The following is a 25,541-nucleotide window of genomic DNA, read 5'->3' as shown; positions in this document are numbered from 1 at the left end:
AATGGAGACTTGTCGTGCCTGATAAACACCCTGCTATTCCTCGCCCCCAGGTTCTGGTCGAAGGCGCGCTGTCGGCGCTTGAGCGATTTTCACGTATCGAAGCGGTCAGCGGCATCGTGTTGCTGCTGGCGGCGATCGTCGCATTGATCTGGGCCAACAGCCCGGTTGCCGATTCCTACGAACACTTCTGGAACACCCCACTCACTATCGGGCTGGGAGACTTCACGGTCTCGCGCTCGCTGCACTTCCTGGTGAACGACGGACTGATGACCGTCTTCTTCCTGGTGGTGGGCGCCGAGATTCGCCAGGAAATCAGGGACGGCGCACTCGCCAACCTGAAACTGGCCACCCTGCCCTTGGGCGCCGCATTGGGTGGCGTGCTGATGCCGGCGCTGATTTACACCCTGCTCAACCATGGCACGGTAGCGGCCAGCGGCTGGGCAGTGCCCACGGCCACTGACATTGCGTTCGCCGTGGGTGTGCTGGCGCTGTTGGGCAAATCGATTCCGGCCGGCGTGCGCATCCTGCTGCTGGCGCTGGCGATCATCGATGACATCGTCGCCATCCTGATCATTGCGATTTTCTACACCGCCAGCCTGGATTACATGGGCCTGGTGATCGCGGCCTGCGGGCTGGCGCTGGTGCTGATCTTTCAGCGGATGGGGATCGGCAAGGCCGCGGTGTACGTGCTGCCGGGGGCGATTGTCTGGTTTGGCCTGCTGAAGACCGGTGTGCATCCGACCCTCGCGGGCGTGATGCTTGGGCTGCTGACGCCGGTTACGTCCAGGCCCACTCGGGAACGTCCGCTGGACACCATCGGACGCACCTTTAACGAGCTGATGGATCGGCTTTCGCAACCGGCTGAAAGCGCCCATCAGGTCGCCAAACCATTGAAGCAGTTGCGAGAGGCCCAGCGGGAAATGCTGCCGCCGGTGCAGCGTATTCAGGCGGGCTTGCACCCGTGGGTAGCGTTCGGCGTGATGCCGCTGTTTGCCCTGGCTAACGCCGGGGTGAGCCTGCAAGGGTTCAACCTGGACGACCCGCTGCCCCACGGCGTGTTCATGGGCGTGATCCTGGCGTTGGTGCTGGGCAAGCCGCTGGGGGTGATGCTGGCGAGTGTTGCGCTGGTCAAACTGAACATCTGCCAACTGCCGGAGGGCGTGACCTGGAACGGCGTCGCCCTGGTGGGCCTGCTGGCGGGGATTGGTTTTACCATGTCGATTTTCATCTCGTCACTGGCCTTCTCCGATCCGACGCTGCTGTCAGCCGCCAAGCTGAGTGTGCTGACCGCTTCGTCCCTGGCAGCAGTGATTGGCCTGAGCTGGGGCAAGCTCAAGTTTGCGCGCTGACTCAACCGTTGGGTGATGGCTGTTGAGACAACTCGGAAATTGTGGCGACGACCTTCATCAGCATCTCGGCGACCGCGATTTCCCCGTTTAACCGAATGGCCGGTGTAGTCAGTTGCCTGAGCCACCGCTCATGCCTGGGCCGGCTGCGTCCGGCCCGGTTGCCTGCCTCATAGCTTTCTGCCCATAAGAGAAATTTCCGGTGGTTCTCGTGCATATCCCCGCCCGGCAAGATCCGCGCACCGAACCGTTGGGATTCCCGTGATTTCAAGCGCTCGATTCGCAGTGCCGTTGGCGTATCGATGAACACCACCAGGTCAGCGTTTTGAATCACCTCGGCGCCCCAGCCATCCATTGATCCGGACAGCACCCAAGGGGAGTCAGCCAGCGCCTGGGTCAACAACGCGACCCGCTCTTCAGGCGGGCGTGATTGCTCGAAGGGAGGGTCCGTGGGGTACCAATAGTAATCATCGACATCCACATGAGGCAGGTTAAGCCTGTCAGCCAAGGCGGCGCCCAACGTGCTCACGCCAGCACCCGAAGCTCCGCTGATATAAATCCGTTTACTCATGGTTTGGCCTCCTTAACGTCCTACCTGAATATTACGTAAAAAAAAGACCCCGGCCTCTTCAGGCCGGGGTCTTTTTATTCAGGCTGGTAACGAGATCAGAACTTCTTGATCTCAGCCTTGGTTTCCAACTGCTTGCGATAGGCGGCGAAGTCTTGCTGGCCGACACGGGACGCGAGGAAGCGGCGATACTGAGCCTTCTCGTCATCGGTCGGTGCAGCGGCTTCATTGACCGCGTTCAAGCGCACGATCATCAGGCTACCGTCCGGCAGGGTCACGCTGGTGAAGGTCGGCTTGTCCTTGGCCGCAGGCTTAGGCATGCGGAACAAGGCTTGCAGCACGGCAGGCTCGACGCCTTCCTGGCCACGGGTAGCCCCTTCGGTGACTTTCCAGGCCTGGCCATCGACCGGCTGGTTCAGCGGTGTCTTGCCATCACGCAGGCTGGCAATCAGCTCGTCCGCGTGAGTCTTCGCCGCAGCGCTTGCGCGCTCCTTGGTCAACTGGGCACGGATGGCAGTGGCAACGCTTTCCAGCGGCAGCTGGGTAGGCTTCAGGTGCTCTTTGGCACGCAGCACCACGATGGTTTCCGGATCCAGCTCGATGGCGGTGCTGTTGGCACCTTCATCCAGGACTTCAGGGCTGAATGCAGCGGTCACCACGGCACGGTTGGCTGCGATGCCTTCGCCACCCTCACGGCCAAACGGCGCGGAGGTGTGCACGGTCAGCTTCAGGTCCGACGCCGGCTGGGCCAGGTCGGAAGCTTCGAATGCAGCGTCTTCCAGTTGCTTGGTGGCATCGACGAAGCGCTGTTCAACCTGTTGGGTCTTGAGCTCGCGGGTCAGCTTGTCTTTCAGGCTGGCAAACGTTGGCACTTCAGGTGCTTCAACGCCCAACAGCTTGATCAGGTGCCAGCCGAAGCTCGAACGCACCGGTGCCGAGACCTGATCCTTGTTCAGCGCGTACAGCGCTGTTTCGAAGGCTGGGTCGTAGACGCCAGGACCCGCGAAACCGAGGTCACCGCCGTTGTTCGCCGAACCCGGATCCTGGGAGAACTCTTTGGCCAGGGCTTCGAACTTCTCGCCCTTGGCCAGGCGTGCCTGGATCTCTTCGATCTTGGCCTTGGCCTGCTCGTCAGTGGTCTTGTCGTTGACTTCGATCAGGATGTGCGCCGCGCGACGCTGTTCAGCGAGGTTGGCGGTTTCTTTCTGATAGAGGGCTTGCAGCTCATCGTCCTTGACCGCGACCTGGTCGAAGAAGGAAGCCTTCTTCAGCTCCAGATAGTCGATGACCACCTGGTCCGGGGTCATGAACTCTTTGGCGTGCTGGTCGTAGTAAGCCTTGACCTCGTCGTCGGTGAGTTTCACCGCCGCAGGGTTGGCCTTGACGCTGACGGTGGCGAAATCGCGGGTCTGTTTTTCCAGACGGGCAAAAGCCAGTACTTCGGCATCGGTGACAAAACCGCTGCCGGCAATGCCTGCACGCACCTGGCCGATCAGCATTTCCTGGCTCAGCATCTGACGAAATTGCATACGGCTGTAGCCCAGCTGACGGATCACCTGGTCAAAACGCTCGGCGTTGAACTGGCCATCCACCTGGAATTCCGGTGTCTGCAGGATCACTTGATCCAGCGCTGCTTCGGAGAAAGCGAATTTCGAATCGGCGGCGCCTTGCAGCAACAGCTTGCGATCGATCAGGCCTTTGAGGGCGGCGTCGCGCAGCAGCTTTTCGTCCAGCAAGGAAGCATCGAAGTCCTTGCCCAGCTGTTGCATCAGCTGACGACGTTGCATGTCGACGGCCTGGCCCAGTTCGCTTTGGGTGATTTCTTCACCGTTGACCTTGGCCACGTCCTGCTTGTTGTTGGTCGAAGCCTGAAAAATAGCCTCGATACCGGTGAACGCCATCAATGCGACGATGATCCCGATAATGGTCTTGGCAATCCAGCCTTGTGAATTGTCCCTGATATTCTGCAGCATGCGTCCCCCAGAAACGGTTGAACTTCAAAATTAGGCAACCGTGGAGCGTGGGTAGAGTCCGGATAGAAGAAAGGCGCATCCGAGGATGCGCCTTCTCGTAACTGGCGGAGCGGACGGGGGTTTGAACCCACACCCCCGGCGTGGCGACCCGATGGATACTTGGGTCAGCTGCCGCTCCGCTGCCAGGTCAGACCTGCGTCCGACCCGGATGGGTAAGGCTTGAACGAAGCTTAGTTAACGGCTTCTTTCAGGGCTTTACCGGCTTTGAAACCTGGTTTTTTGGCAGCGGCGATTTGCAGAGCCTTGCCAGTCTGTGGGTTACGGCCAGTGCGAGCTGGACGATCGGTCACAGAGAAAGTACCGAAACCAACCAGTACCACAGAGTCGCCGGCCTTGAGAGCGCCAGTGACGGATTCGATTACTGCGTCCAGCGCACGGCCAGCAGCGGCTTTCGGGATATCAGCAGATGCAGCGATAGCATCAATCAGTTCCGACTTGTTCACTCTAAGTCCCCTTATATCTATTGAGTATGATTCTAAGTTTTTTGGTGAAAGCAAAAACCAGTGCTGAATGGCCTACAGACACTTAAGAGCCGCTTTATAACAAGGGCTCTAAAAAGCTGTCAAGGAAGCCCCCAGGCTTAAACGTATTAATGCGTGCTAATTCTTTCCTTAGAGTCAGTCTCGCGTTTTTCGTCCTTCGCGACTATCTCCGGAGCCACATCCGGCAAGGGCTCCGGCGCGTATTGCAGCGCAATTTGCAGGACCTCGTCAATCCATTTAACCGGTTTAATCTGCAGATCCTGCTTGATGTTGTCAGGAATCTCCTTCAAGTCGCGAACATTCTCTTCAGGAATGATCACGGTCTTGATACCACCGCGGTGTGCAGCCAGCAATTTCTCTTTGAGGCCACCAATGGCCAGTACCTGGCCACGCAGGGTGATTTCACCGGTCATGGCCACATCGGCACGCACCGGGATCCCTGTCAGTGCTGATACCAGTGCCGTGCACATGCCTACGCCTGCGCTAGGGCCGTCTTTCGGCGTCGCCCCTTCCGGCATGTGGATGTGGGTGTCGTGCTTCTCGTGGAAGTCCAGGGGGATCCCCAGGCTCTTGGCGCGGCTGCGCACCACGGTCTGCGCGGCAGTGATGGATTCGACCATCACGTCACCCAACGAACCGGTCTTGATCAGTTGCCCCTTGCCCGGGATAACGGCGGCTTCGATGGTCAGCAATTCGCCGCCCACCTGGGTCCACGCCAGGCCTGTGACCTGGCCCACCTGGTCCTGCTGCTCAGCCAGGCCGTAGCGGAATTTACGCACGCCCAGGAAGTGTTCCAGCAGGTCGGCGGTGACCTTCACCGAGAAGCGTTTTTCCAGCGCATGTTCCTTCACGGCCTTGCGGCAGATCTTCGCCAGTTGACGCTCAAGGCCCCGTACACCGGCCTCGCGGGTGTAGAAACGAATGATGTCGCGGATCGCGTCGGCATCAAATTCGATCTCGCCTTTTTTCAGGCCGTTGGCCGCAATCTGCTTGGGCGAGAGGTATTTGACGGCGATGTTGATCTTCTCGTCTTCGGTGTAACCCGGCAGACGAATCACCTCCATCCGGTCCAGCAAGGCTGGCGGAATATTCATCGAGTTGGAGGTGCACAGGAACATTACGTCGGACAGGTCGTAGTCGACTTCCAGGTAATGGTCGTTGAAATTGTGGTTCTGCTCGGGGTCGAGCACTTCCAGCAAAGCGGAGGCCGGATCGCCACGCATGTCGCTGCCCATTTTGTCGATTTCATCGAGCAGGAACAGCGGGTTGCGCACACCCACCTTTGTCATCTTTTGAATCAATCTTCCTGGCATCGAACCGATGTAAGTCCGGCGATGGCCACGAATTTCCGCTTCATCACGCACACCGCCCAAGGCCATGCGTACGAATTTACGGTTTGTTGCGTGGGCAATCGACTCCGCCAGCGAGGTTTTACCCACACCAGGAGGACCGACCAGGCACAACACCGGACCGCGAATCTTCTTCACGCGCTTTTGCACGGCGAGGTATTCGAGGATGCGTTCTTTGACTTCTTCGAGGCCGTAGTGATCGGCATCCAGAATGTCTTCGGCGCGGGCCAGGTCCAGACGCACTTTGGTCTGGGCCTTCCACGGCACCTGCACCAGCCAGTCGATATAGGAACGAACCACGGTGGCTTCGGCCGACATCGGCGACATTTGCTTGAGCTTGTTCAGCTCGGCAGTGGCTTTGGTCAAGGCATCTTTCGGCAGGCCGGCGGCATCGATGCGCTTTTTCAGCTCTTCGATTTCGTTATGGCCTTCCTCGCTGTCACCCAGCTCTTTCTGAATGGCCTTCATCTGCTCATTCAGGTAGTACTCGCGCTGGCTGCGCTCCATTTGCTTTTTGACACGGCCGCGAATGCGCTTCTCAACCTGCAGCAGGTCGATTTCGGCATCCAGCAGCGCCAGGACGTGTTCGACCCGGGCAGACAAATCGATGATTTCGAGAATGTCCTGCTTCTGTTCGATCTTCAGCGCCATGTGCGCGGCCATGGTGTCGACCAGGCGGCTTGGCTCATCAATGCTGTTGAGGGAAGAGAGGACTTCTGCGGGGACTTTCTTGCCCAGTTGCACGTATTGCTCGAACTGGGACAGCAGGCTGCGCACGAACACTTCGGATTCGCGCTCAGGGGCGTCGACTTCGTCGATCAGCGCCACTTCGGCGCGCAGGTGGCCGTCCACTTCCATGAAGCGCTCGACCGCACCGCGCTGCTCACCTTCCACCAGCACCTTGACGGTGCCATCAGGCAGCTTGAGCAGTTGCAGGACAGTTGCAACGGTACCAACGCGATACAGGGCATCTTCGCCCGGATCATCGTCAGCAGGATTTCTCTGGGCCAGCAGCAGGATCTGCTTGTCGCCCGTCATCGCGGCCTCGAGGGCTTCGATAGACTTCTCGCGCCCCACGAACAGCGGGATAACCATGTGCGGATAGACGACGACATCACGCAACGGCAGGAGAGGCAATTCGATGGTTGTCTTCATGATTTCGCCTCTATGACAGATGAAAGTAAGCTTGAAACCAAGATGGGGGCTGCCTGCAAAAAAAACAAGCGTAATGGCATCAGTTAAACGCAGTAAAAACAAAGGGGCCCCTTAAGGCCCCTTTATTTTGTACAGCTCAGCGACGCAACGCTTACGCGTCTGGCGCAGCCTTGGCAGCCGGCTCACTGTTTTCGTAGATGTACAGTGGCTTGGACTTGCCTTCTATAACGCTTTCGTCGATCACCACTTTACTCACCTCGGACTGCGAGGGGATTTCGTACATGGTGTCGAGCAGTACGCCTTCGAGGATCGAGCGCAAACCACGGGCGCCGGTCTTGCGCTCCAGTGCCCGCTTGGCCACCGATTTGAGCGCGTCAGCACGGAACTCGAGGTCCACACCTTCCATCTCGAACAGCTTGGCATATTGCTTGGTCAGGGCGTTTTTCGGCTCGGTGAGGATCTGCATCAACGCAGCCTCATCCAACTCGTCCAACGTCGCCAGCACTGGCAGACGGCCAACGAATTCCGGGATCAGACCGAACTTGACCAAATCGTCAGGCTCGACTTCACGCAGGGATTCACCGACTTTCTTGCCTTCTTCCTTGCTGCGTACTTCTGCACTGAAACCAATGCCGCCACGGGTGGAACGGTTTTGAATAACCTTTTCCAGACCGGAGAACGCACCGCCACAGATGAACAGGATGTTGCGCGTATCAACCTGAAGGAATTCCTGCTGTGGATGCTTGCGGCCGCCTTGTGGCGGTACGGAAGCAACAGTACCTTCGATCAGTTTCAACAGCGCCTGCTGCACGCCTTCACCGGAAACGTCCCGGGTGATCGACGGGTTGTCGGATTTGCGCGAAATCTTGTCGATTTCATCGATGTAGACAATGCCCATCTGGGCCTTTTCCACATCGTAATCGCATTTCTGCAGCAGCTTCTGAATGATGTTCTCGACGTCTTCACCTACGTAACCGGCCTCGGTAAGAGTGGTTGCGTCGGCGATGGTGAAGGGAACGTTCAGCAGGCGAGCCAGGGTTTCTGCAAGCAGGGTTTTACCCGAGCCTGTAGGACCGATCAGCAAGATGTTGCTTTTGCCGAGCTCGACGTCGTCACTTTTCTTGTCACGCTGGTTCAGACGCTTGTAGTGGTTGTACACCGCTACGGCCAGAACCTTCTTTGCACGCTCTTGACCAATCACATACTGATCAAGGATGCCGCTGATTTCTTTAGGCGAAGGCAATTTATGCGCGCTGCTTTCGGCCTGGGCTTCCTGCACCTCCTCGCGGATGATGTCATTGCACAGGTCGACGCACTCGTCGCAGATAAACACCGAGGGGCCGGCAATCAACTTGCGCACTTCATGCTGGCTTTTGCCACAGAAGGAGCAATAGAGCAGCTTGCCGTTGTCCTCGCCGTTGCGGGTGTCAGTCATTCGTTCGATCCAAATCCGATAGGCTTGCAACACAAGATGAAGGCTATTGAGGGCTTTTTCAAGCCCACTGGTGGTCGGACGTGCCGACCTGCCCTATTTTGAGCTGCTTATATTAAGCGGGGCGCTTTTCGATCACTGCGTCGATCAACCCGTATTCACGCGCGGCTTCGGCGCTCATGAAGTTGTCACGGTTGGTGTCGCGCTCGATCTCTTCCAGGGTGTGCCCGCTATGTTTGGCCATCAGCGTGTTGAGACGCTCGCGAATGAAGAGGATTTCCTTGGCATGGATTTCGATGTCCGATGCCTGGCCCTGGAAACCGCCCAGTGGCTGGTGAATCATCACGCGCGAGTTCGGCAGGCAGTAACGCTTGCCCTCAGCACCAGCGGTCAGCAGGAAAGCACCCATGCTGCACGCCTGACCGATACAGGTGGTCGATACGTTCGGCTTGATGAACTGCATGGTGTCGTAGATCGACATGCCAGCCGTTACCGAACCGCCCGGGGAGTTGATGTAGAGATGGATGTCCTTGTCCGGGTTTTCCGCTTCAAGGAACAGCAGCTGCGCACAGATCAGGTTGGCCATGTAGTCCTCTACCGGACCAACCAGAAAGATCACTCGCTCCTTGAGCAGGCGCGAGTAGATGTCATAGGCGCGTTCGCCACGAGCAGATTGCTCGACAACCATCGGGACCAGGCCGCCAGCGGCCTGGATATCAGAGTTCTGCTGAATATACGAATTACGGAACATGCTCTGCAGTTACTCCCAAATAGTCATGTCTTGAATACGCATAAGCCAGCGCGAGGCTGGCTTATGGGTGTATTTTCAAACGAGTTGAGCGATCAGTCGGCTTGTGCTGCTTCAGCCGGCTTGACTGCTTCTTCGTAAGAGACCGCTTTATCGGTCACCTTAGCCTTCTGCAGAACAGTATCCACAACTTGCTCTTCCAGCACAACCGAACGCACTTCGTTCAGCTGCTGGTCGTTCTTGTAGTACCAGGACACAACAGCCTCAGGCTCCTGGTAGGCCGAAGCCATTTCCTGGATCATTTCGCGAACGCGGCTTTCGTCAGGCTTGAGGTCGAATTGCTTGACCACTTCAGCCACGATCAGGCCCAGCACAACGCGGCGCTTGGCTTGTTCTTCGAACAGCTCGGCCGGCAGTTGGTCAGGCTTGATGTTGCCACCGAACTGCTGAACAGCCTGCACGCGCAGACGATCCACTTCGTTGGACAGCAGGGCCTTCGGCACTTCGATCGGGTTGGCGGCCAGCAGACCGTCCATCACCTGGTTCTTGACCTTGGATTTGATGGCCTGACGCAGCTCACGCTCCATATTCTTGCGAACTTCGGTGCGGAAACCTTCGATGCCGGTTTCCTTGATGCCGAACTGGTTGAAGAATTCTTCGTTCAGTTCTGGCAGCTTAGGCTCGGAAACGGTGTTGACGGTCACGGTGAACTCGGCGGTTTTGCCAGCCAGGTCCAGGTTCTGATAGTCAGCCGGGAAGGTCAGGTTCAGAACGCGCTCTTCGCCGGCTTTAGCGCCAACCAGGCCGTCTTCGAAACCAGGGATCATACGGTTGGAGCCCAGCACCAGCTGAGTACCCTTGGCGGAGCCGCCAGCGAATGCTTCGCCGTCAACCTTGCCAACAAAATCGATGTTCAGCTGGTCTTCGTTCTGGGCAGCGCGGTCGGCCACTTCAAAACGAGTGTTCTGCTTGCGCAGGATTTCCAGCATGTTGTCCAGGTCCGAATCAGCTACATCAGCGCTCAGGCGCTCGATAGCGATGGATTCGAAACCGGCAACGGTGAACTCAGGGAACACTTCGAAGGTTGCGACGTATTCCAGGTCCTTGCCTTTTTCCAGCACTTTCGGCTCAACCGAAGGAGCGCCGGCCGGGTTCAGCTTCTGCTCAACCACAGCTTCGTAGAAGGAAGACTGGATAACGTCGCCTACCGCTTCCTGGCGCGCATCAGCTTCATAACGCTGACGAATCACGCTCATTGGCACTTTGCCCGGACGGAAGCCGGCAATCTTGGCCTTTTGGGCAGTCTGCTGCAGACGCTTGTTGACCTGAGTCTCGATGCGCTCAGCCGGCACGGTGATGCTCATGCGGCGCTCAAGAGCAGAAGTATTTTCAACAGAAACTTGCATGGATATTCCTCGTTGCACAGACGTTAGCCGGCCGTTTCCGACCCCAGAATCAAGGGCATGCATTCTAGTGGGTCAAACTCAAGAAGTCACCCTACTGAAAACGGGTAAAAAAGCAGCAGGCAATTTATAGGTGCGAATGCACGAATGCACCTCACCCCGGTAGCAAATACATCCCATCACGCCAGGGCTCTGCGCCAACCCTTCTATATATAGAAGAGGCTGCCAATCATCTCCCTGACAACCGACCTTGCGAGCAAGGCCGGTGGGCAGCGCAGCATCATCGAGCAACATAAATACGACGAAACGCCCCGCCCTTGCAGCCCAGCACCTGCGACTGCGTTGAAACTTCAAACCGCTGAAACAAAAAAGGCGCCAGACTATTAATCTGGCGCCTTTCGAAATATGGGGTGGACGAAGGGGATCGAACCCTCGACAACGGGAGTCACAATCCCGTGCTCTACCAACTGAGCTACGCCCACCATATTGCGTGACCAAAAAGCCTGTCAAAACGGCTATTTGTTGAGCTTCGTGACGACCAGCCGGCCTTCTCGAAACTTTATTTGGTGCGGATGAAGAGACTCGAACTCTTACGCCTCGCGGCGCTGGAACCTAAATCCAGTGTGTCTACCAATTCCACCACATCCGCATGAAGCTCTTAAAGCAAAGGCGCCAGACTGTTAATCTGGCGCCCTTTGAATATGGGGTGGACGAAGGGGATCGAACCCTCGACAACGGGAGTCACAATCCCGTGCTCTACCAACTGAGCTACGCCCACCATATTGCGCTACTTGTGCCAAAGCTGCCTAATGGCGCACCCGGCAGGACTCGAACCTGCGACCATCCGCTTAGAAGGCGGATGCTCTATCCAGCTGAGCTACGGGCGCCTTATTAATCTGTACTCTTGGAGGATTACAAACTAACCAGTGCTAGGCTGTGCCCGACAAGTGCGACGAATAGTATAGACGCACCCGAAACCCGTCAAATCCTTTTTATAAAAAATTCATTTTATTTAAGGGGTTAGGGGAATTTGCAGACCAAGCGCCTTTGCCCTCACGCCACGACATGCGAGAATGCGCGCACTTTTCTTCCCCCTCTCGATGGTTAATCACGCGTAATGACTGCACAACTTATCGACGGCAAATCAATCGCCGCCAGCCTGCGCCAGCAGATCGCCAAACGAGTCGCCGAGCGCAGCCAACAAGGCCTGCGCACGCCGGGTCTCGCGGTGATCCTGGTCGGCAGCGATCCTGCCTCTCAGGTTTATGTCTCGCACAAGCGTAAAGACTGTGAAGAGGTCGGCTTTATTTCCAAAGCCTACGACTTGCCTTCTGACACCACCCAGCAAGCCCTCACCGACCTGATCGACAGCCTCAACGACGATCCGGCCATCGACGGCATCCTGCTGCAACTGCCGCTGCCCGAGCACCTGGACGCGTCCAAATTGCTCGAACGCATCCGCCCGGACAAAGACGTCGACGGTTTCCACCCTTATAACGTCGGCCGCCTGGCCCAGCGCATCCCGCTGCTGCGCCCGTGCACGCCGAAGGGCATCATGACCCTGCTGGAAAGCACCGGCGTCGACCTGTACGGCCTTGATGCAGTCATCGTCGGCGCATCGAACATCGTTGGTCGCCCGATGGCCATGGAACTGCTGCTGGCCGGCTGCACCGTCACCGTCACCCACCGCTTCACCAAGGACCTGGCTGGCCACGTCGGCCGCGCCGACCTGGTGGTAGTCGCCGCCGGCAAGCCGGGTCTGGTCAAAGGTGAGTGGATCAAGGAAGGCGCCATCGTGATCGACGTGGGCATCAACCGCCAGGACGACGGCAAACTGGTAGGCGACGTGGTGTACGAAACCGCCCTGCCCCGTGCCGGCTGGATTACCCCGGTACCAGGCGGCGTCGGCCCGATGACCCGCGCCTGCCTGCTGGAAAATACCCTGTACGCAGCCGAAACCCTGCACAGCTAATAACCAGCCGCTCTGAAAAAGCCCTGCCTTATCGCAGGGCTTTTTATTGGCCGGATAAAAAGTACTTTTTTCTTTGTTTTTAAGGGGTTTCATCTGTTTTCAGAAGAACATTCGACAGTTTCTGATCCATACTCCTAAAATGTAACGGCATTTATCAGAAAGTCCGTGCAGAACGGTATATCCCTACTTTTTTAGCGAGTTCATCCGCGTGAAAATTCATCTTTCCATTGTCAGCCTATTTTTTGCATTTACAGGCACCTTCGCGAGCGCAAGCGAAACCACTACCGCTCCCCGCGACATGTCCACCCTGCACATCGCCTCCGGCAGTGCGATGGTGGTAGACCTGCAGACCAACAAGATCATCTATGCCAGCAACCCGGATGTCATCGTGCCGATCGCCTCAGTGAGCAAACTGATGACCGGCCTGATCGTGCTGGAGGCCAAGCAGAACATGGATGAATACATCGACATCAACATCAACGACACGCCGGAGATGAAAGGCGTGTTCTCCCGGGTCAAGATCGGCAGCGAAATGCCGCGCAAAGAGATGCTGCTGATTGCCCTCATGTCCTCGGAAAACCGCGCCGCCGCCAGCCTGGCCCACCACTACCCGGGCGGCTACCCGGCATTTATCGCGGCAATGAACGCCAAGGCCAAGGCGCTGGGCATGACCAGCACGCATTACGTTGAACCCACCGGCCTGTCGATCCACAACGTGTCCACCGCCCGCGACTTGAGCAAGCTGCTGGCCGCCGCGCGCAAATACCCGATGCTCAGCCAGTTGAGTACCACCAAGGAAAAGACCGTATCGTTCCGCAAACCCAACTACACCCTGGGCTTCTCCAACACGGACCACCTGATCAACCGCGCCAACTGGGACATCAAGCTGACCAAGACCGGCTTTACCAACCAGGCCGGCCACTGCCTGGTGCTGGTGACCAGCATGGGCAATCGCCCGGTGTCGCTGGTGATCCTCGACGCCTTCGGCAAATTCACCCACTTTGCCGATGCCGGCCGCATCCGCAGCTGGGTCGAGACCGGCAAGAGCGGTTCGGTGCCAGACGTCGCATTGCGCTACAAGGCTGACAAGAACCTGAAGAACCGCCCACGGGCGAATGTTCAGGTGACCGAGTCCCGCTGAACAGCGACATGAAAAAACGGCGCCCTTGTGCGCCGTTTTTTTATTTGGCCTGACTGGCCAGGGCCTTGACCGCCTGGGCCGCCGCCTGCTCCTGGCCCGCCCGGGCCGTGGCACTGGCCGCCTGCTGCCAGCGCTGGGCGTCGACCTTGACCGGTAACTGGGTAGGCCGCTGAATCAGCACGGCCCACTTGCCGCCGTCTTTCCACGCCGACTCAAAGGCGCCGAAATCCATCGGCATGCGTCGCGCCAACCCCGTACGCAACAGCACCATGCTCTTCTGCTTGTTGTAGCCCACCACCACGACATACCGCGCCCCGGCCCAGAAGGTCGAGCCCTGGGTGATGCGCGCCATCACCGGGTAGCCGGCGGCGACCTGCGCCAGCATCGCCGGCAACTGGTCGTCCAGCGGGTACACCAGCATCCCGTATTCACGGGCCAACACCTGCATGTTGCGCTCAAGGTCTGCTTCGGCGCCCGGCAGATGCAGCGGCTTATCCAACAGGCCCGGTGTAATCACAATGCCTTGTTGGGACAGCATGCTGGCCAGAGCGGCCGGGCCACCGAGGTAGGTCTCACCGCGAAAAGCCGGCACGCCCTTGAGCTCGACGCTCTCCGGCAGGCCCGGGATGCTCGTGGGTTTTGGATGCGAGGAGCAGGCCGCCAGCCCCATGAAACAGGCTGCGACCCACCAGGAGGTTTTAATGTTCGAGGGAAACCGCAACTTCGTCACTCACTTGATCAACGGCCAACGTGGGCCCTGATCATAGGATGCTCCGGGGCGCGGGTATAGCCTTGCAGCGCAGTAAAAGGCCCGCCATAGAGCAAACAAGTTGGACGCACACGACCATTGGTCAATAGCAGGCAACCTGCGGATAGCTAGACTGTCCATTGAGAAGACAGTGTTTGCCCTGTACCGGGCGAAAGGAGGCACTTATGAGCCTGACAACAACGATTCTGCTTTTGATCTGTGGCTGGCTGGCAGTGGCCGCCGCCATGCTCTGGGGCGTGATGCGCGTGACCCGCCGGCACCATCACCCACAGGTAAAACCCGCAGCACCCGGCAAGCTGCACAAACCCGCCGGGCATCACGCCTGAGGCCTTAGCCAGGCATGCAACTGAAGTCTTCGGTCTGCGCCAGTTCCTTGCCGTGGCTGTCCTTCAACTCGGCGCGTACCGTGGTACCAAGGCTGGACTCCACCAGAGTGTAATGCTCGCCCGCCTTGAAGTTGCCGTAGGTGACATGCCCGCGACAATCCTGCTGGTTGTCATCCCCCGCCTCTTCTTCAAACAAGGTGACATCCAGGCGATGAGCGCCGGGTTTCACTTCGAAGTAGCGACCATCATCAATGTTTTTCCCGTCTACCCGCTCGGCCATCAGGTCGTTGGGCGCCTCTTCTTGCAGGCCGATCCAGGCTTCGCTCGGGTCCGCTTTCGGAATCGGGCCGGCGCACGCCGACAACAGCAGGACCGCACTCAAGGCCGGGATCAACAACAAGGGTTTAAGAGACATGGCAGAACTCCAAATGGATAAAGAGTGAGCGGAAAAACGACTTCCGTTCGATCGGTATCCAGCTTGGTACTGTCACCATTATTGAACAAATGAATACATATGAAAGGATCTTCAGCCGTTAACTAAATCTTCCTTCACCTGGCTGAAAGGTGCGTGTTAGGTGGGTCCGTCAAGACTGCGAGCGTTTGCAATCCAACTCCTTTGGAGGTTACGGCATGCTCGGGCTGGTAAAGACCGCACTGCTCAAGCCCTACACGTTTATCGTGCTGGCAATTTTCATCTGCATCATTGGGCCCATGGCGGCCTTGCGTACCCCCACTGACGTATTTCCCGATATTGGCATCCCCGTCGTCGCGGTGGTTTGGCAGTACAACGGCCTGTCTCCGGACGCCATGGCCGGTCGCGTGATCTACACCTACGAACGCTCCCTGAGTACCACCGTCAACGACATCGAACACATTGAATCGCAGTCGTTACCCGGCATGGGCATCGTGAAGATTTTCTTCCAGCCCGGCGTGGATATCCGCACCGCCAACGCCCAGGTAACAGCGGTGTCACAAACCGTGCTCAAGCAGATGCCACCGGGCATCACCCCACCGCTGATCCTCAACTACAGCGCCTCCACGGTGCCGATCCTGCAGATGGCGTTCTCCAGCCCCAGCCTGTCGGAAGCGAAGATCCGCGACCTGGTGCAGAACAATATCCGCCTGCCTTTGAGCGCCCTGCCCGGCCTGGCCATGCCCACGCCAATGGGCGGCAAGCAACGCCAGATCACCCTCGACCTTGACCCGCAGGCGCTGGCCGCCAAAGGCCTGTCGGCGCAAGACGTGGGCAACGCCCTGGCCTTGCAGAACCAGATCATCCCCGTGGGTACCGCCAAACTCGGCCCCAACGAATACACGATTTTGCTCAACAACAGCCCCAAGGCGATTGATGAGCTCAACGATCTGCCGATCAAGACGGTCGACGGTGCGATCATCACCATCGGCCAGGTGGCCCACGTGCGTGACGGCTCGCCGCCGCAGACCAACATCGTGCGCGTCGACGGCCACCGTGCAGTGCTGATGCCGGCCCTGAAAAACGGCAGCATCTCCACCCTGTCGATCATCGACGGCATCCGCCAGATGCTGCCGCGCATCAATGAAACCCTGCCGCCTTCGCTGAAGACCTCGCTGCTGGGCGACGCCTCGGTGTTCGTCAAACAGTCGGTGGGCAGCGTGGCCCAGGAAGGCATCATTGCGGCCCTGCTGACCAGTGCGATGATCCTGCTGTTCCTCGGCAGCTGGCGCTCGACCATCATCATTGCCGCCTCGATTCCCCTGGCGGTGCTGTCGGCCATCGCGCTGCTGGCAGCCACCGGGCAAACCCTCAATGTCATGACCCTCGGCGGGCTGGCGTTGGCGGTGGGGATCCTGGTGGACGACGCCACAGTGACCATCGAGAACATCAACTGGCACCTGGAACAAGGCAAGGCGGTGAAGGACGCGATCCTCGACGGCGCCAAGCAAATCGTCGGCCCGGCGTTCGTGTCCCTGCTGTGCATCTGCATCGTGTTTGTGCCGATGTTCATGCTGCAAGGTATCGCCGGCTACCTGTTCCGCCCGATGGCGTTGGCGGTGATTTTCGCCATGGCCAGCTCGTTCATCCTTTCGCGCACCCTGGTGCCGACCCTGGCGATGTTCCTGCTCAAGCCGCACGTGCCGGAGCAAGGCGAAGGTCATCACCCGGAAGATGAATTCATCAACCACCACGAGGGCGACCAGCACAAACCCCAGCGCAATGCCGTGCTGCAATCGGTACTGAATTTCCAGCAGGGTTTCGAGCGTCACTTCTCCAACGTGCGGGACGTTTACCACGGCCTGCTGACCCTGGCCCTGGGTGCGCGCAAGCGTTTCATCGTGGGCTTCCTGGCGTGCATCCTGGCCTCGTTCCTGCTGCTGCCAAGCCTGGGCCAGGACTTCTTTCCGGCCACCGACGCAGGCGCCATGGCGCTGCACGTACGCTTGCCATTGGGCACGCGGATTGAAGAAAGCGCCGCGGCGTTTGACCGGATTGAAGCGCGGATTCGCGAGATCGTGCCGGCAGACGAGCTGGACACCATCGTCGACAACATCGGCATTCCGCTGAGCGGCATCGACATGGCCTACAGCAGCAGCGGCACCATCGGCCCACAGGACGGCGATATCCAGGTCACCCTGAAAAAAGACCATGCGCCCACCGCCGACTACGTGAAAAAACTGCGTGAAGCCCTGCCGGAAAGTTTCCCCGGCAGCCAGTTCGCGTTCCTGCCGGCCGACATCAGCAGCCAGATCCTCAACTTCGGTTCACCGGCGCCGCTGGACGTGAAAATCTCCGGGCGCAGCGATGAAGAAAACCGCGCGTACGCCATCGAACTGGAACGTCGCCTGAAACACATACCTGGCATCGCCGACCTGCGTATCCAGCAGTCCACCGGCTACCCGTCGCTGCAAGTCAACGTGGACCGGATGCGCGCCAACGGCCTGGGCATCACCGAGCGTGACGTGACCAACAGCATGGTCGCGTCCCTGGCCGGCAGCTCGCAAACCGCGCCGACCTTCTGGCTCAACCCGGCCAACGGCGTGTCGTATTCGATCGTGGCTGCAACCCCGCAATACCGTCTCGACAGCCTGCCGTCCCTGGAAGCGCTGCCGGTGACCGGTGCCGATGGCCAGTCGCAGATCCTCGGCGGCGTAGCGACCATCTCCCGTGTGCAAAGCCCGGCGGTGGTGACCCACTACAACATCGAACCGACCCTGGACCTGTACGCCAACGTGCAAGGCCGCGACCTCGGCGGCGTCGCCAGTGACGTGCAGAAGGTGCTGAATGACATGGCCCCGATGCGCCCCAAAGGCGCGACCATCAGCCTGCACGGGCAGATCGATGCGCTGCATGAAGCGTTCAACGGTTTGAGCTTCGGCCTGCTCGGCGCAGTGGTGCTGATCTACCTGCTGATCGTGGTCAACTTCCAGTCCTGGACCGACCCGTTCGTGATCATCACCGCACTGCCGGCGGCCCTGGCGGGCATCGTGTGGATGCTGTTCCTCAGCGGCACCTCGTTATCAGTGCCGGCACTCACGGGGGCCATCCTCTGTATGGGCGTGGCCACCGCCAACTCGATCCTGGTGGTGAGCTTCTGCCGAGAGCGCCTGGCCGAACACGGCGATGCCCTCAAGGCCGCACTGGAAGCCGGCTACACCCGCTTCCGCCCGGTGTGCATGACCGCCCTGGCGATGATCATCGGCATGTTGCCGCTGGCCTTGTCCGAAGAACAAAACGCGCCGCTGGGACGTGCCGTGATCGGCGGCCTGATCCTTGCCACCACTGCCACTTTGCTGTTTGTACCCGTGGTCTTCAGCCTGGTCCACGGTCGTCACCCTACTCGCGCTGCTGCTGGAGAAACCCCACATGTCGTCTGATCACAAACCCTCGCGCAAGCGTCTGATGCTCATGGGTGTCGGCGGCCTGACACTGGCCGCCCTGTTGGTCGCCAACGGCCTGCACGCCCGTACGATGCATGAAAAATCCGTCACTGCCTGGACCGAAACCGCCGCTGTGCCGCAAGTGCTGGTATTCCAGCCAAAACAGAACGCAGCCGGCGACACCCTGCGCCTGCCCGCGCACCTGGAAGCCTGGAGCAAGGCACCGATTCATGCGCGGGTCAGCGGTTATCTGAAAGACTGGAAAGTCGACATCGGCAGCCAGGTCAAGGCCGGGCAGATCCTGGCCGAAATCGACAGCCCTGACCTCGACCAGCAAGTGGCACAAACCCACGCCCGCATGGTGCAGGAACAGGCCAACGCACGCCTGGCGGAAACCACCGCCAACCGCTGGAAAAACCTGCTGGACAGCCATTCGGTATCGCGCCAGGAGGCCGATGAAAAAACCTCCAACGCCCTGGCCGCCAAGGCCAACGCCCAGGCCGCCGAGGCCGACTATGCGCGGCTCTCGGCGCTGGAAGACTACAAGACCATCCGCGCACCGTTCGCCGGTGTGATCACCGCGCGCAACACCGACATCGGCCAGTTGATCAAGGCCGACAGCGACAGCGATCCGGAACTGTTCGACATCGCCGACACCCACCAACTGCGCCTCTACGTGCCAGTGCCGCAGAACTACGCGGCGGTGATTCATCCGGGGCTGGCCGCCCAACTGACGGTGCCCGAGCATCCCGGCGAACACTTCAGCGCGAAACTGATGGGCGACTCCACCGCCATCGACCGCCGCTCCGGCACCCTGCTCGCGCAGTTCGTGGCCGACAATCCCGACGGCAAGTTGCTGCCCGGCGACTACGCCGAAGCCACCCTGGCGATTCCGGCGGACACCCACGGCGTCAGCATCCCGGCCAGCGCCCTGATCTTCCGGGCCCAAGGCACCCAGGTCGCGGTCCTGGATGCGCAGAACCACGTGCACCTGCAAGACATCCACATCGGTCTCGACCTCGGCGAGCGCCTGGTGATCGACCAGGGCCTGAAACCCGCCGACCGCGTGGTCGACAACCCGCCCGACGCCCTGCGCGAAGGCGACGCCGTGCAAATGGCCGACGCCGGAGGTGCCCATGCGCCCAAGGCTTAAACCCCTCGCGGCCTTGCTATTGGTGGCACTGCACGGTTGCTCGCTGGCGCCCACCTACAAGGCGCCGACCATCGACCTGCCTGCCAAGTACCGCGAACAGACCAGCGACGGCCCGTGGCACAGCGCACAGCCGTCCGACCAACTGGCGCCCAAATGGTGGCAGCTGTATCAGGACCAGCGCCTGGATGACCTGCAGGAACAACTGCTCAAGGCCAACCCGGACCTGGCGGCGGCGCTGGCGCATTTCGATGCGTCCCAGGCCTATGCCAGCCAGTTGCATGCCGGGTTGTTCCCGCAAATCACCGCCAGTGCACAACCGTTGCGCCAGCGGCAATCGGACAGCCGGCCGCTGCGGGGTGATACCCAGCCTTCGGTGTACAACAGCAACACGGCCGGTTTTGCCCTGAGTTTTGATCTGGACCTGTGGGGCAAAATCCGCAACCAGGTGGCAGCGGGTGACGCCCAGGCACAAGCCTCCGGGGACGATTTGGCGGTGGCACGCCTGAGCCTGCAGCATCAGTTGGCGACGCTGTACGTACAGCTCAACGGGCTGGATGCCCAGAGCCGGATCCTCAGCAGTTCGCTGGATGATTTTGGCCAGGCGCTGCAACTGACCCGTAGCCGGTATGAAGGGCAGATCGCCTCGGAACTCGACCTGACCCGCGCGCAGAACCAACTGGCTGAAGCCGAGGCACAGCTGGATGATGTACGCGGTCAGCGCAACCTTACCGAGCATGCGATTGGTGAACTGGTGGGCGTGTCCGCCAGCGAATTCCAACTGCCGCCGAGCAAACAATTGATCGCGTTGCCAGGGATTCCGCAACAGCTGCCCAGCCACCTGCTGCAACGTCGCCCGGATATTGCGGCGGCGGAGCGGCGGGTGTTTGCGGCCAACGCGAACATCGGCGTGGCGAAGGCCGCGTGGTACCCCGACTTCAGCTTGACCGGGTTGATTGGCGGGCAGACCCAAGGCGTCGGCAACCTGTTCTCGGCGGCCAATCGGTACTGGGCGCTGGGGCCTTTGGTTAATCTGCCGATCTTTGATGGCGGGCGGTTGAGCGCCAATGAGCGCCAGGCCAAGGCCGAGTTTGAAGAGGCTTCGGCGCATTACCGCAGCCAGGTTTTAAGGGCGGTGCGTGAGGTGGAAGACAACCTTGGGCAACTGCGTGATTTGCAGCAGGAAGCGATGGACGAACAGGCCGCCGCGAACGCCGCCGAGCACACGCAGGCGCTGGCGATGAACAGTTATCAGGCGGGTGCCGTGAGTTACCTGGATGTGGTGACGGCGCAGACAGCGGCGTTGCAGGCACAGAGGACGTTGCAGGCAGTGCAGACGCGGCAGTTGCAGGCGAGTGTGGGGTTGGTGACGGCGCTGGGCGGCGGCTGGAAGCCCGACGCCTGATACAAGTCTCGAGCCCACCCTGGATCAAATGTGGGAGCTGGCTTGCCTGCGATGACGGTGGATCAGTCAAACATATCTAGACTGAGCCACCGCCCATTTCAGCCTTCCGGCCAACTATTCAAAAAAACACTCACCACGGTGTAATCACTGCCATTGGCATGTCGATACAGCGTACTGCTGTGATAGTCAGATACCTCTCCCGCCACGGACACAGTAATCGCAGCGCCCTGAACATCAATCTTTGCCGCTGCGTCACTCGTAACGAGAAATGGACTGGCATCCCTCAACGCAGCCAATATTTCACTATCGTCCTCCAGGTTGCGGTAAACGTAATATCGATAGCTGAACGGAACAGTTGCACCTCCACGATCATCCTTGACGCCATAAACGGCCCCGTCACCGCCAAGTGGCAGTCGCAGCACAACCTCTGTCAATTGCGGGCGCCCCGGAGAAAGCAGCCATTCACCGCCGATATACACCAGGCACAGCGCCAGCAGGATCGTAGTGACAACGGAGTAAACCGACTTTCTAGTAGTTCCTGAACCTGGCATACCTGATTCCTTCCTTGATCCAATATTGGTCGACGCTCATCGAGCGATTTCCCCGCACTTAGATACTCGCGTGGCGGAACCTAACACTGAAAGGCCGGGATGATGAGAGATCAAGGAACAAAAGAGATGTCTTACAAAAGAGCAGGACACACCTTACAACGCACCCTCGAAACGACATATTTCCTACGTTTCTTTCGGATTGCTGGTCGGAACGGGGCCCACTAGTCTTCGTCGGTCGCTGCCAATTCAGCGACCGGACGTGAGAAATCCGAATGACTCCATTGGCGCAAAAGCGCCCGCCGTATACAGTGCAGGCGCTTTTTCTGTGCTCGCTGTTATGGCGGCTGTGCGCGGGCACGCTTCGGCGTGGCCAAGCTCCTGGGGTCTTGGTTTTCTCACTCCGCGTACAGCTGCCACCTTCAATGTGGAAGGCGTGCAATTGCTTGTAGATCGGGTGGTGGATGTGACGGTAGCCGTGAGCTGACCTTTTAACTGTGGGAGCCGGGCTTGCCCGCGATGACGGAGTGTCAGGCACCGCTACTGTGTCTGAAACACTGCTATCGCGGGCAAGCCCGGCTCCCACAGTTGAGAGGAGTGAAGCCGGATGGCTCAGGCGGCGAGCTTGCCGCTGGCAATCGCCTGTGATGCCGCCACCATCGCGCGCAACAACACCGCACACCCCGCCGCCAGATCATCCGGCGCGGCGTTCTCGATTTCGTTATGGCTGATGCCACCCTCACACGGCACAAAGATCATCCCCGCCGGCCCCAGTTCCGCGACGAAAATCGCGTCATGCCCTGCCCCGCTCACAATGTCCATGTTCGACAGGCCCAAGCCATTGGCCGCATCCCGCACGGCATCCACGCAGCCTTTGTCGAAGTACAACGGCGGGAAGTCAGCGGTGGGTGTCATCTCGAACGTGAGGCCGTGCTTGGCACAGGTCTCGTCGATCACTTTGCTTACCTGCGCAATCATCGAGTCCAGCCGCGCCGGTTCCAGATGACGGAAGTCCAGGGTCATGCGCACTTCGCCGGGAATCACGTTGCGCGACCCCGGATACGCTTGCAGGCAACCGACGGTGCCACAGGCGTGTGGCTGATGGCCCAACGCAGCGGCGTTAACCGCAGCCACCACGGCAGCAGCGCCCACCAAGGCATCCTTGCGCAAGTGCATTGGCGTCGGTCCCGCATGTGCCTCAACCCCGCGCAGTTTCAGGTCGAACCATTTCTGCCCAAGGGCGCCCAGCACCACGCCGATGGTTTTCTTTTCATCCTCAAGAATCGGACCTTGCTCGATGTGTGCCTCGAAATACGCGCCCACCTTGTGCCCACTCACCGGGCGGGAGCCGGCGTAGCCAATGGCGTTCAGCGCATCGCCTACCGTCACGCCGTCGGCGTCGGTCTTGGCCAGTGTATCTGCCAGGGTAAATTTCTCGGCAAACACGCCGGAGCCCATCATGCAGGGCGCAAAGCGCGAGCCTTCTTCGTTGGTCCACACCACCACTTCCAGCGGCGCTTCGGTTTCCACTTTCAGGTCATTGAGGGTTCGCAACACCTCAACGCCTGCCAGCACACCAAAACAGCCATCAAACTTGCCGCCGGTTGGCTGGGTGTCGATATGGCTGCCGGTCATCACCGGCGGTAGCTTGGGATTGCGCCCCGGCCGGCGGGCGAAGATATTGCCCACGCCATCGATGGTCACGGTGCAGCCAGCCTCCTCGCACCACTTCACAAACAGGTCGCGGGCCTGGCGGTCGAGGTCGGTGAGGGCCAGGCGGCACACGCCGCCCTTGGGCGTAGCGCCGAGCTTGGCGAGTTCCATCAGGGACAGCCACAAACGGTCGCGGTTGATGTGCTGATGGGTGGATTGCAGAACGTCTACGGCAGCGTTCATGGGGATCTCCTCAGGCTACTTTTTTATATGAGTCGACTCGGTCAACTGTGGGAGCTGGCTTGCCTGCGATGCGGGCGACGCGGTCTTTCAGTTACACCGGGTCGATGCCATCGCAGGCAAGCCAGCTCCCACATTGACCGTGTTCACAAAGGTGTCTTTACGGCGACTACGCGGGCGCCGCGCTTCATGCACAGGGCGTAATACAACAACCCGCCCAATGCCGAGCCGGTGAACCAGCCATAGCTGTAGAACCAGCTGAATGCATCGCTGCCCAGCGACAACAGTGTCAGCACCACCGGCACCCCAAACGCGAGGAAGCCATGCCAGTTCCACGCCGGGTACACGTCATCGCGGTACAAGCCTGCGAGGTCCAGTTGCTGTTTCTTGATGATGAAATAGTCCACCACCATGATCCCGGCAATCGGCCCCAGCAGGCTTGAGTAACCCAGCAGCCAGTTGGAATACACCGTTTCCAGGCTCACGTCGGAGATGATCAGCCCGAGCTTTTTCAGCAGTTCATGGGCCATCAATGCAAGGCCTACCAGACCGGTCAACACCACCGCCGTGGTGCGGTTGATCAGCTTGGGCGCGATGTTCTGAAAGTCGTTGGTGGGCGAGACGATGTTCGCCGCGGTGTTGGTGGACAAGGTGGCGATGATGATCAGCGCCATGGCCACGGCCACCCACACCGGGCTCTGGATATGGCCGATCAGGGTCACCGGGTCGGAGACGCTGACGCCCACCAGTTTTACCGAGGCGGCGGTCATGATCACGCCGAGGGCGGCGAACAGGAACATGGTCAGCGGCAGGCCGAAAATCTGCCCGAGGATCTGGTCTTTCTGGCTCTTGGCGTAGCGGCTGAAGTCGGGAATGTTCAACGACAAGGTGGCCCAGAAACCCACCATCGCCGTGAGGCCCGCCATGAAGTAGCCGGTAAGGCTCGCGCCTTCGGGGCGTTTGGGCGGGATCGCCATCAGCTCGGTCAGCGAGACATTCGGCAATGCCCACACCAGCAGCCCGATACCCACTGCCACCAGCAACGGTGCCGACAGGGTTTCCAGCCATTTGATCGATTCGGCGCCGCGCAATACCACCCACAGGTTCAGCGTCCAGAAGATCATGAAACCGATCACTTCACCGGTGCCGCCGAGGGATTTCCAGCCCTCGAAAATCGAACCCAGGAACAGGTGAATGGCCAGGCCGCCAAACATCGTCTGGATACCAAACCAGCCGCACGCCACCAGGGCACGGATCAGGCATGGCACGTTGGAGCCCAGCACGCCGAAGGACGAGCGCAGCAACACCGGGAACGGAATGCCGTACTTGGTGCCGGGGAAAGCGTTGAGGGTCAGCGGGACCAGCACCACGATATTGGCCAGCAAGATCGCCATCAGCGCCTCGCCCACCGACAACCCGAAGTACGCGGTGAGCACGCCACCCAGGGTGTAGGTCGGCACGCACACCGACATGCCGATCCACAGCGCGGTGATGTGCCACTTGTTCCAGGTGCGTTCGCGCACCTTGGTCGGTGCCATGTCGTGGTTGTAGCGGGGGCTGTCGAGGACGTCGGGGCCGGCGTCGAGTTCGTACAGGCCGTTGCGCTCAATGACTTGCGATCTGTTCTGTTGCATGGCCGCTCCACGGTTTTTTCGAATTATTTTTGCTCATCCCGTGACACGCACAGGATGGCCGGAGTACCTCGTTGACAACATGACATCCAGGACCCGGCCAACCGCCACCGCACTCAATAACCGTGCCGTAAACCGTCGCCCTGCCCGCACCGCTTATATAACTCGCTGATGTTTATCAGCTTTATTGTCTCGACCGAAAAGCCCTTCGTTACTTTCAGCGTTACTCAGGCCAAATAACGCAGAAGTTGTCCGAACCATCAGGACTCAATCTGGTGCAACACAATTATTTTTATTTCCTGCCCCCGTCAAGAGGCATGTCTCAAGCGTCTGAT

19 protein-coding genes and 4 tRNA genes are annotated in these 25,541 nt (G+C 59.4%); 7 read left to right on the top strand and 16 right to left on the bottom strand.

Annotation, left to right across the window (positions count from 1 at the left end):
- Nucleotides 1–14: 14 nt before the first annotated feature.
- Nucleotides 15–1,349 carry a Na+/H+ antiporter NhaA gene (nhaA, locus tag V3W39_RS20025; protein WP_259198555.1) on the top strand — a complete coding sequence of 445 codons (1,335 nt, stop codon included), beginning with the start codon at nt 15–17 and terminating at the stop codon, nt 1,347–1,349.
- A 1-nt stretch (nt 1,350) separates the two neighbouring features.
- On the opposite strand, the gene V3W39_RS20020 is transcribed toward nhaA, so the two are convergent.
- The 11 genes from V3W39_RS20020 to V3W39_RS19970 form a co-directional block, all read right to left on the bottom strand.
- Nucleotides 1,351–1,917, bottom strand: coding sequence for an AAA family ATPase (locus tag V3W39_RS20020; protein ID WP_330213179.1), 567 nt, complete (start codon nt 1,915–1,917; stop codon nt 1,351–1,353).
- Between the two features lie 95 nt (nt 1,918–2,012).
- Entirely contained in the window at nt 2,013–3,887 is a 1,875-nt protein-coding gene (locus V3W39_RS20015) for a SurA N-terminal domain-containing protein (protein WP_177048286.1), read from the bottom strand.
- A 230-nt stretch (nt 3,888–4,117) separates the two neighbouring features.
- On the bottom strand, nt 4,118–4,390 hold the full coding sequence (locus V3W39_RS20010; protein ID WP_003174819.1) for an HU family DNA-binding protein: 273 nt from the start codon (nt 4,388–4,390) through the stop codon (nt 4,118–4,120).
- Nucleotides 4,391–4,536: 146 nt separating this feature from the next.
- Complete coding sequence (lon, locus tag V3W39_RS20005) at nt 4,537–6,933, bottom strand: endopeptidase La (protein WP_003207858.1); 2,397 nt, start codon at nt 6,931–6,933, stop codon at nt 4,537–4,539.
- A 151-nt stretch (nt 6,934–7,084) separates the two neighbouring features.
- The gene (gene clpX, locus V3W39_RS20000) at nt 7,085–8,368 is read right to left on the bottom strand and encodes an ATP-dependent Clp protease ATP-binding subunit ClpX (protein WP_003207856.1); all 1,284 of its coding nucleotides are present in this window, start codon (nt 8,366–8,368) and stop codon (nt 7,085–7,087) included.
- Between the two features lie 112 nt (nt 8,369–8,480).
- Nucleotides 8,481–9,116, bottom strand: coding sequence for an ATP-dependent Clp endopeptidase proteolytic subunit ClpP (clpP, locus tag V3W39_RS19995; RefSeq protein WP_003174822.1), 636 nt, complete (start codon nt 9,114–9,116; stop codon nt 8,481–8,483).
- Between the two features lie 92 nt (nt 9,117–9,208).
- Nucleotides 9,209–10,519 carry a trigger factor gene (tig, locus tag V3W39_RS19990; RefSeq protein ID WP_177048284.1) on the bottom strand — a complete coding sequence of 437 codons (1,311 nt, stop codon included), beginning with the start codon at nt 10,517–10,519 and terminating at the stop codon, nt 9,209–9,211.
- A 403-nt stretch (nt 10,520–10,922) separates the two neighbouring features.
- Nucleotides 10,923–10,998 (bottom strand) — tRNA-His (locus V3W39_RS19985).
- Nucleotides 10,999–11,080: 82 nt separating this feature from the next.
- A tRNA-Leu gene (locus V3W39_RS19980) sits at nt 11,081–11,165 on the bottom strand.
- Nucleotides 11,166–11,218: 53 nt separating this feature from the next.
- Nucleotides 11,219–11,294 (bottom strand) — tRNA-His (locus V3W39_RS19975).
- A gap of 32 nt (nt 11,295–11,326) precedes the next feature.
- Nucleotides 11,327–11,403, bottom strand: a tRNA-Arg gene (locus tag V3W39_RS19970).
- Between the two features lie 230 nt (nt 11,404–11,633).
- On the opposite strand from V3W39_RS19970, the gene folD reads away from it, so the two are divergent.
- Together folD and pbpG are read left to right on the top strand one after the other, a co-directional pair.
- The gene (gene folD, locus V3W39_RS19965) at nt 11,634–12,488 is read left to right on the top strand and encodes a bifunctional methylenetetrahydrofolate dehydrogenase/methenyltetrahydrofolate cyclohydrolase FolD (RefSeq protein WP_177048282.1); all 855 of its coding nucleotides are present in this window, start codon (nt 11,634–11,636) and stop codon (nt 12,486–12,488) included.
- Between the two features lie 208 nt (nt 12,489–12,696).
- Complete coding sequence (gene pbpG / locus V3W39_RS19960; RefSeq protein ID WP_330213178.1) at nt 12,697–13,629, top strand: D-alanyl-D-alanine endopeptidase; 933 nt, start codon at nt 12,697–12,699, stop codon at nt 13,627–13,629.
- A 40-nt stretch (nt 13,630–13,669) separates the two neighbouring features.
- Here the strand turns inward: pbpG and V3W39_RS19955 are convergent, their stop codons facing one another.
- The gene (locus tag V3W39_RS19955) at nt 13,670–14,299 is read right to left on the bottom strand and encodes a peptidase C39 family protein (protein ID WP_330213177.1); all 630 of its coding nucleotides are present in this window, start codon (nt 14,297–14,299) and stop codon (nt 13,670–13,672) included.
- 263 nt (nt 14,300–14,562) lie between these two features.
- Here V3W39_RS19955 and V3W39_RS19950 point away from each other — a divergent pair, with 263 nt between their 5' ends.
- Nucleotides 14,563–14,724 (top strand): hypothetical protein, encoded by a 162-nt coding sequence (locus V3W39_RS19950; RefSeq protein WP_010166825.1) that lies wholly within the window; start codon nt 14,563–14,565, stop codon nt 14,722–14,724.
- A gap of 4 nt (nt 14,725–14,728) precedes the next feature.
- Here V3W39_RS19950 and V3W39_RS19945 read toward each other — a convergent pair whose 3' ends face one another.
- The gene (locus tag V3W39_RS19945) at nt 14,729–15,139 is read right to left on the bottom strand and encodes a PA0061/PA0062 family lipoprotein (protein WP_010166823.1); all 411 of its coding nucleotides are present in this window, start codon (nt 15,137–15,139) and stop codon (nt 14,729–14,731) included.
- Between the two features lie 215 nt (nt 15,140–15,354).
- Here V3W39_RS19945 and V3W39_RS19940 point away from each other — a divergent pair, with 215 nt between their 5' ends.
- The 3 genes from V3W39_RS19940 to V3W39_RS19930 are packed head-to-tail and all read left to right on the top strand — an operon-like array spanning nt 15,355 to nt 21,134.
- Complete coding sequence (locus tag V3W39_RS19940; RefSeq protein ID WP_177131568.1) at nt 15,355–18,576, top strand: efflux RND transporter permease subunit; 3,222 nt, start codon at nt 15,355–15,357, stop codon at nt 18,574–18,576.
- Entirely contained in the window at nt 18,566–19,732 is a 1,167-nt protein-coding gene (locus V3W39_RS19935) for an efflux RND transporter periplasmic adaptor subunit (RefSeq protein ID WP_330213176.1), read from the top strand. The genes V3W39_RS19940 and V3W39_RS19935 overlap by 11 nt, the downstream gene beginning before the upstream one ends.
- Complete coding sequence (locus tag V3W39_RS19930; RefSeq protein WP_330213175.1) at nt 19,716–21,134, top strand: efflux transporter outer membrane subunit; 1,419 nt, start codon at nt 19,716–19,718, stop codon at nt 21,132–21,134. Before V3W39_RS19935 ends, V3W39_RS19930 begins: the two co-directional genes overlap by 17 nt.
- Before the next feature lie 98 nt (nt 21,135–21,232).
- Here V3W39_RS19930 and V3W39_RS19925 read toward each other — a convergent pair whose 3' ends face one another.
- The 3 genes from V3W39_RS19925 to V3W39_RS19915 form a co-directional block, all read right to left on the bottom strand.
- Nucleotides 21,233–21,685: a hypothetical protein gene (locus tag V3W39_RS19925; protein ID WP_330213174.1), complete on the bottom strand. Its 453-nt coding sequence runs from the start codon at nt 21,683–21,685 to the stop codon at nt 21,233–21,235.
- 609 nt (nt 21,686–22,294) lie between these two features.
- The gene (locus tag V3W39_RS19920) at nt 22,295–23,578 is read right to left on the bottom strand and encodes a Zn-dependent hydrolase (RefSeq protein WP_177079340.1); all 1,284 of its coding nucleotides are present in this window, start codon (nt 23,576–23,578) and stop codon (nt 22,295–22,297) included.
- Between the two features lie 143 nt (nt 23,579–23,721).
- Complete coding sequence (locus V3W39_RS19915) at nt 23,722–25,209, bottom strand: NCS1 family nucleobase:cation symporter-1 (protein ID WP_177048267.1); 1,488 nt, start codon at nt 25,207–25,209, stop codon at nt 23,722–23,724.
- Between the last annotated feature and the right edge of the window lie 332 nt (nt 25,210–25,541).

Source organism: Pseudomonas sp. Z18(2022) (assembly GCF_036346535.1).
GTDB lineage: Bacteria > Pseudomonadota > Gammaproteobacteria > Pseudomonadales > Pseudomonadaceae > Aquipseudomonas > Aquipseudomonas yamanorum_A.
This window is presented reverse-complemented; position numbering and strand designations above follow the sequence as displayed.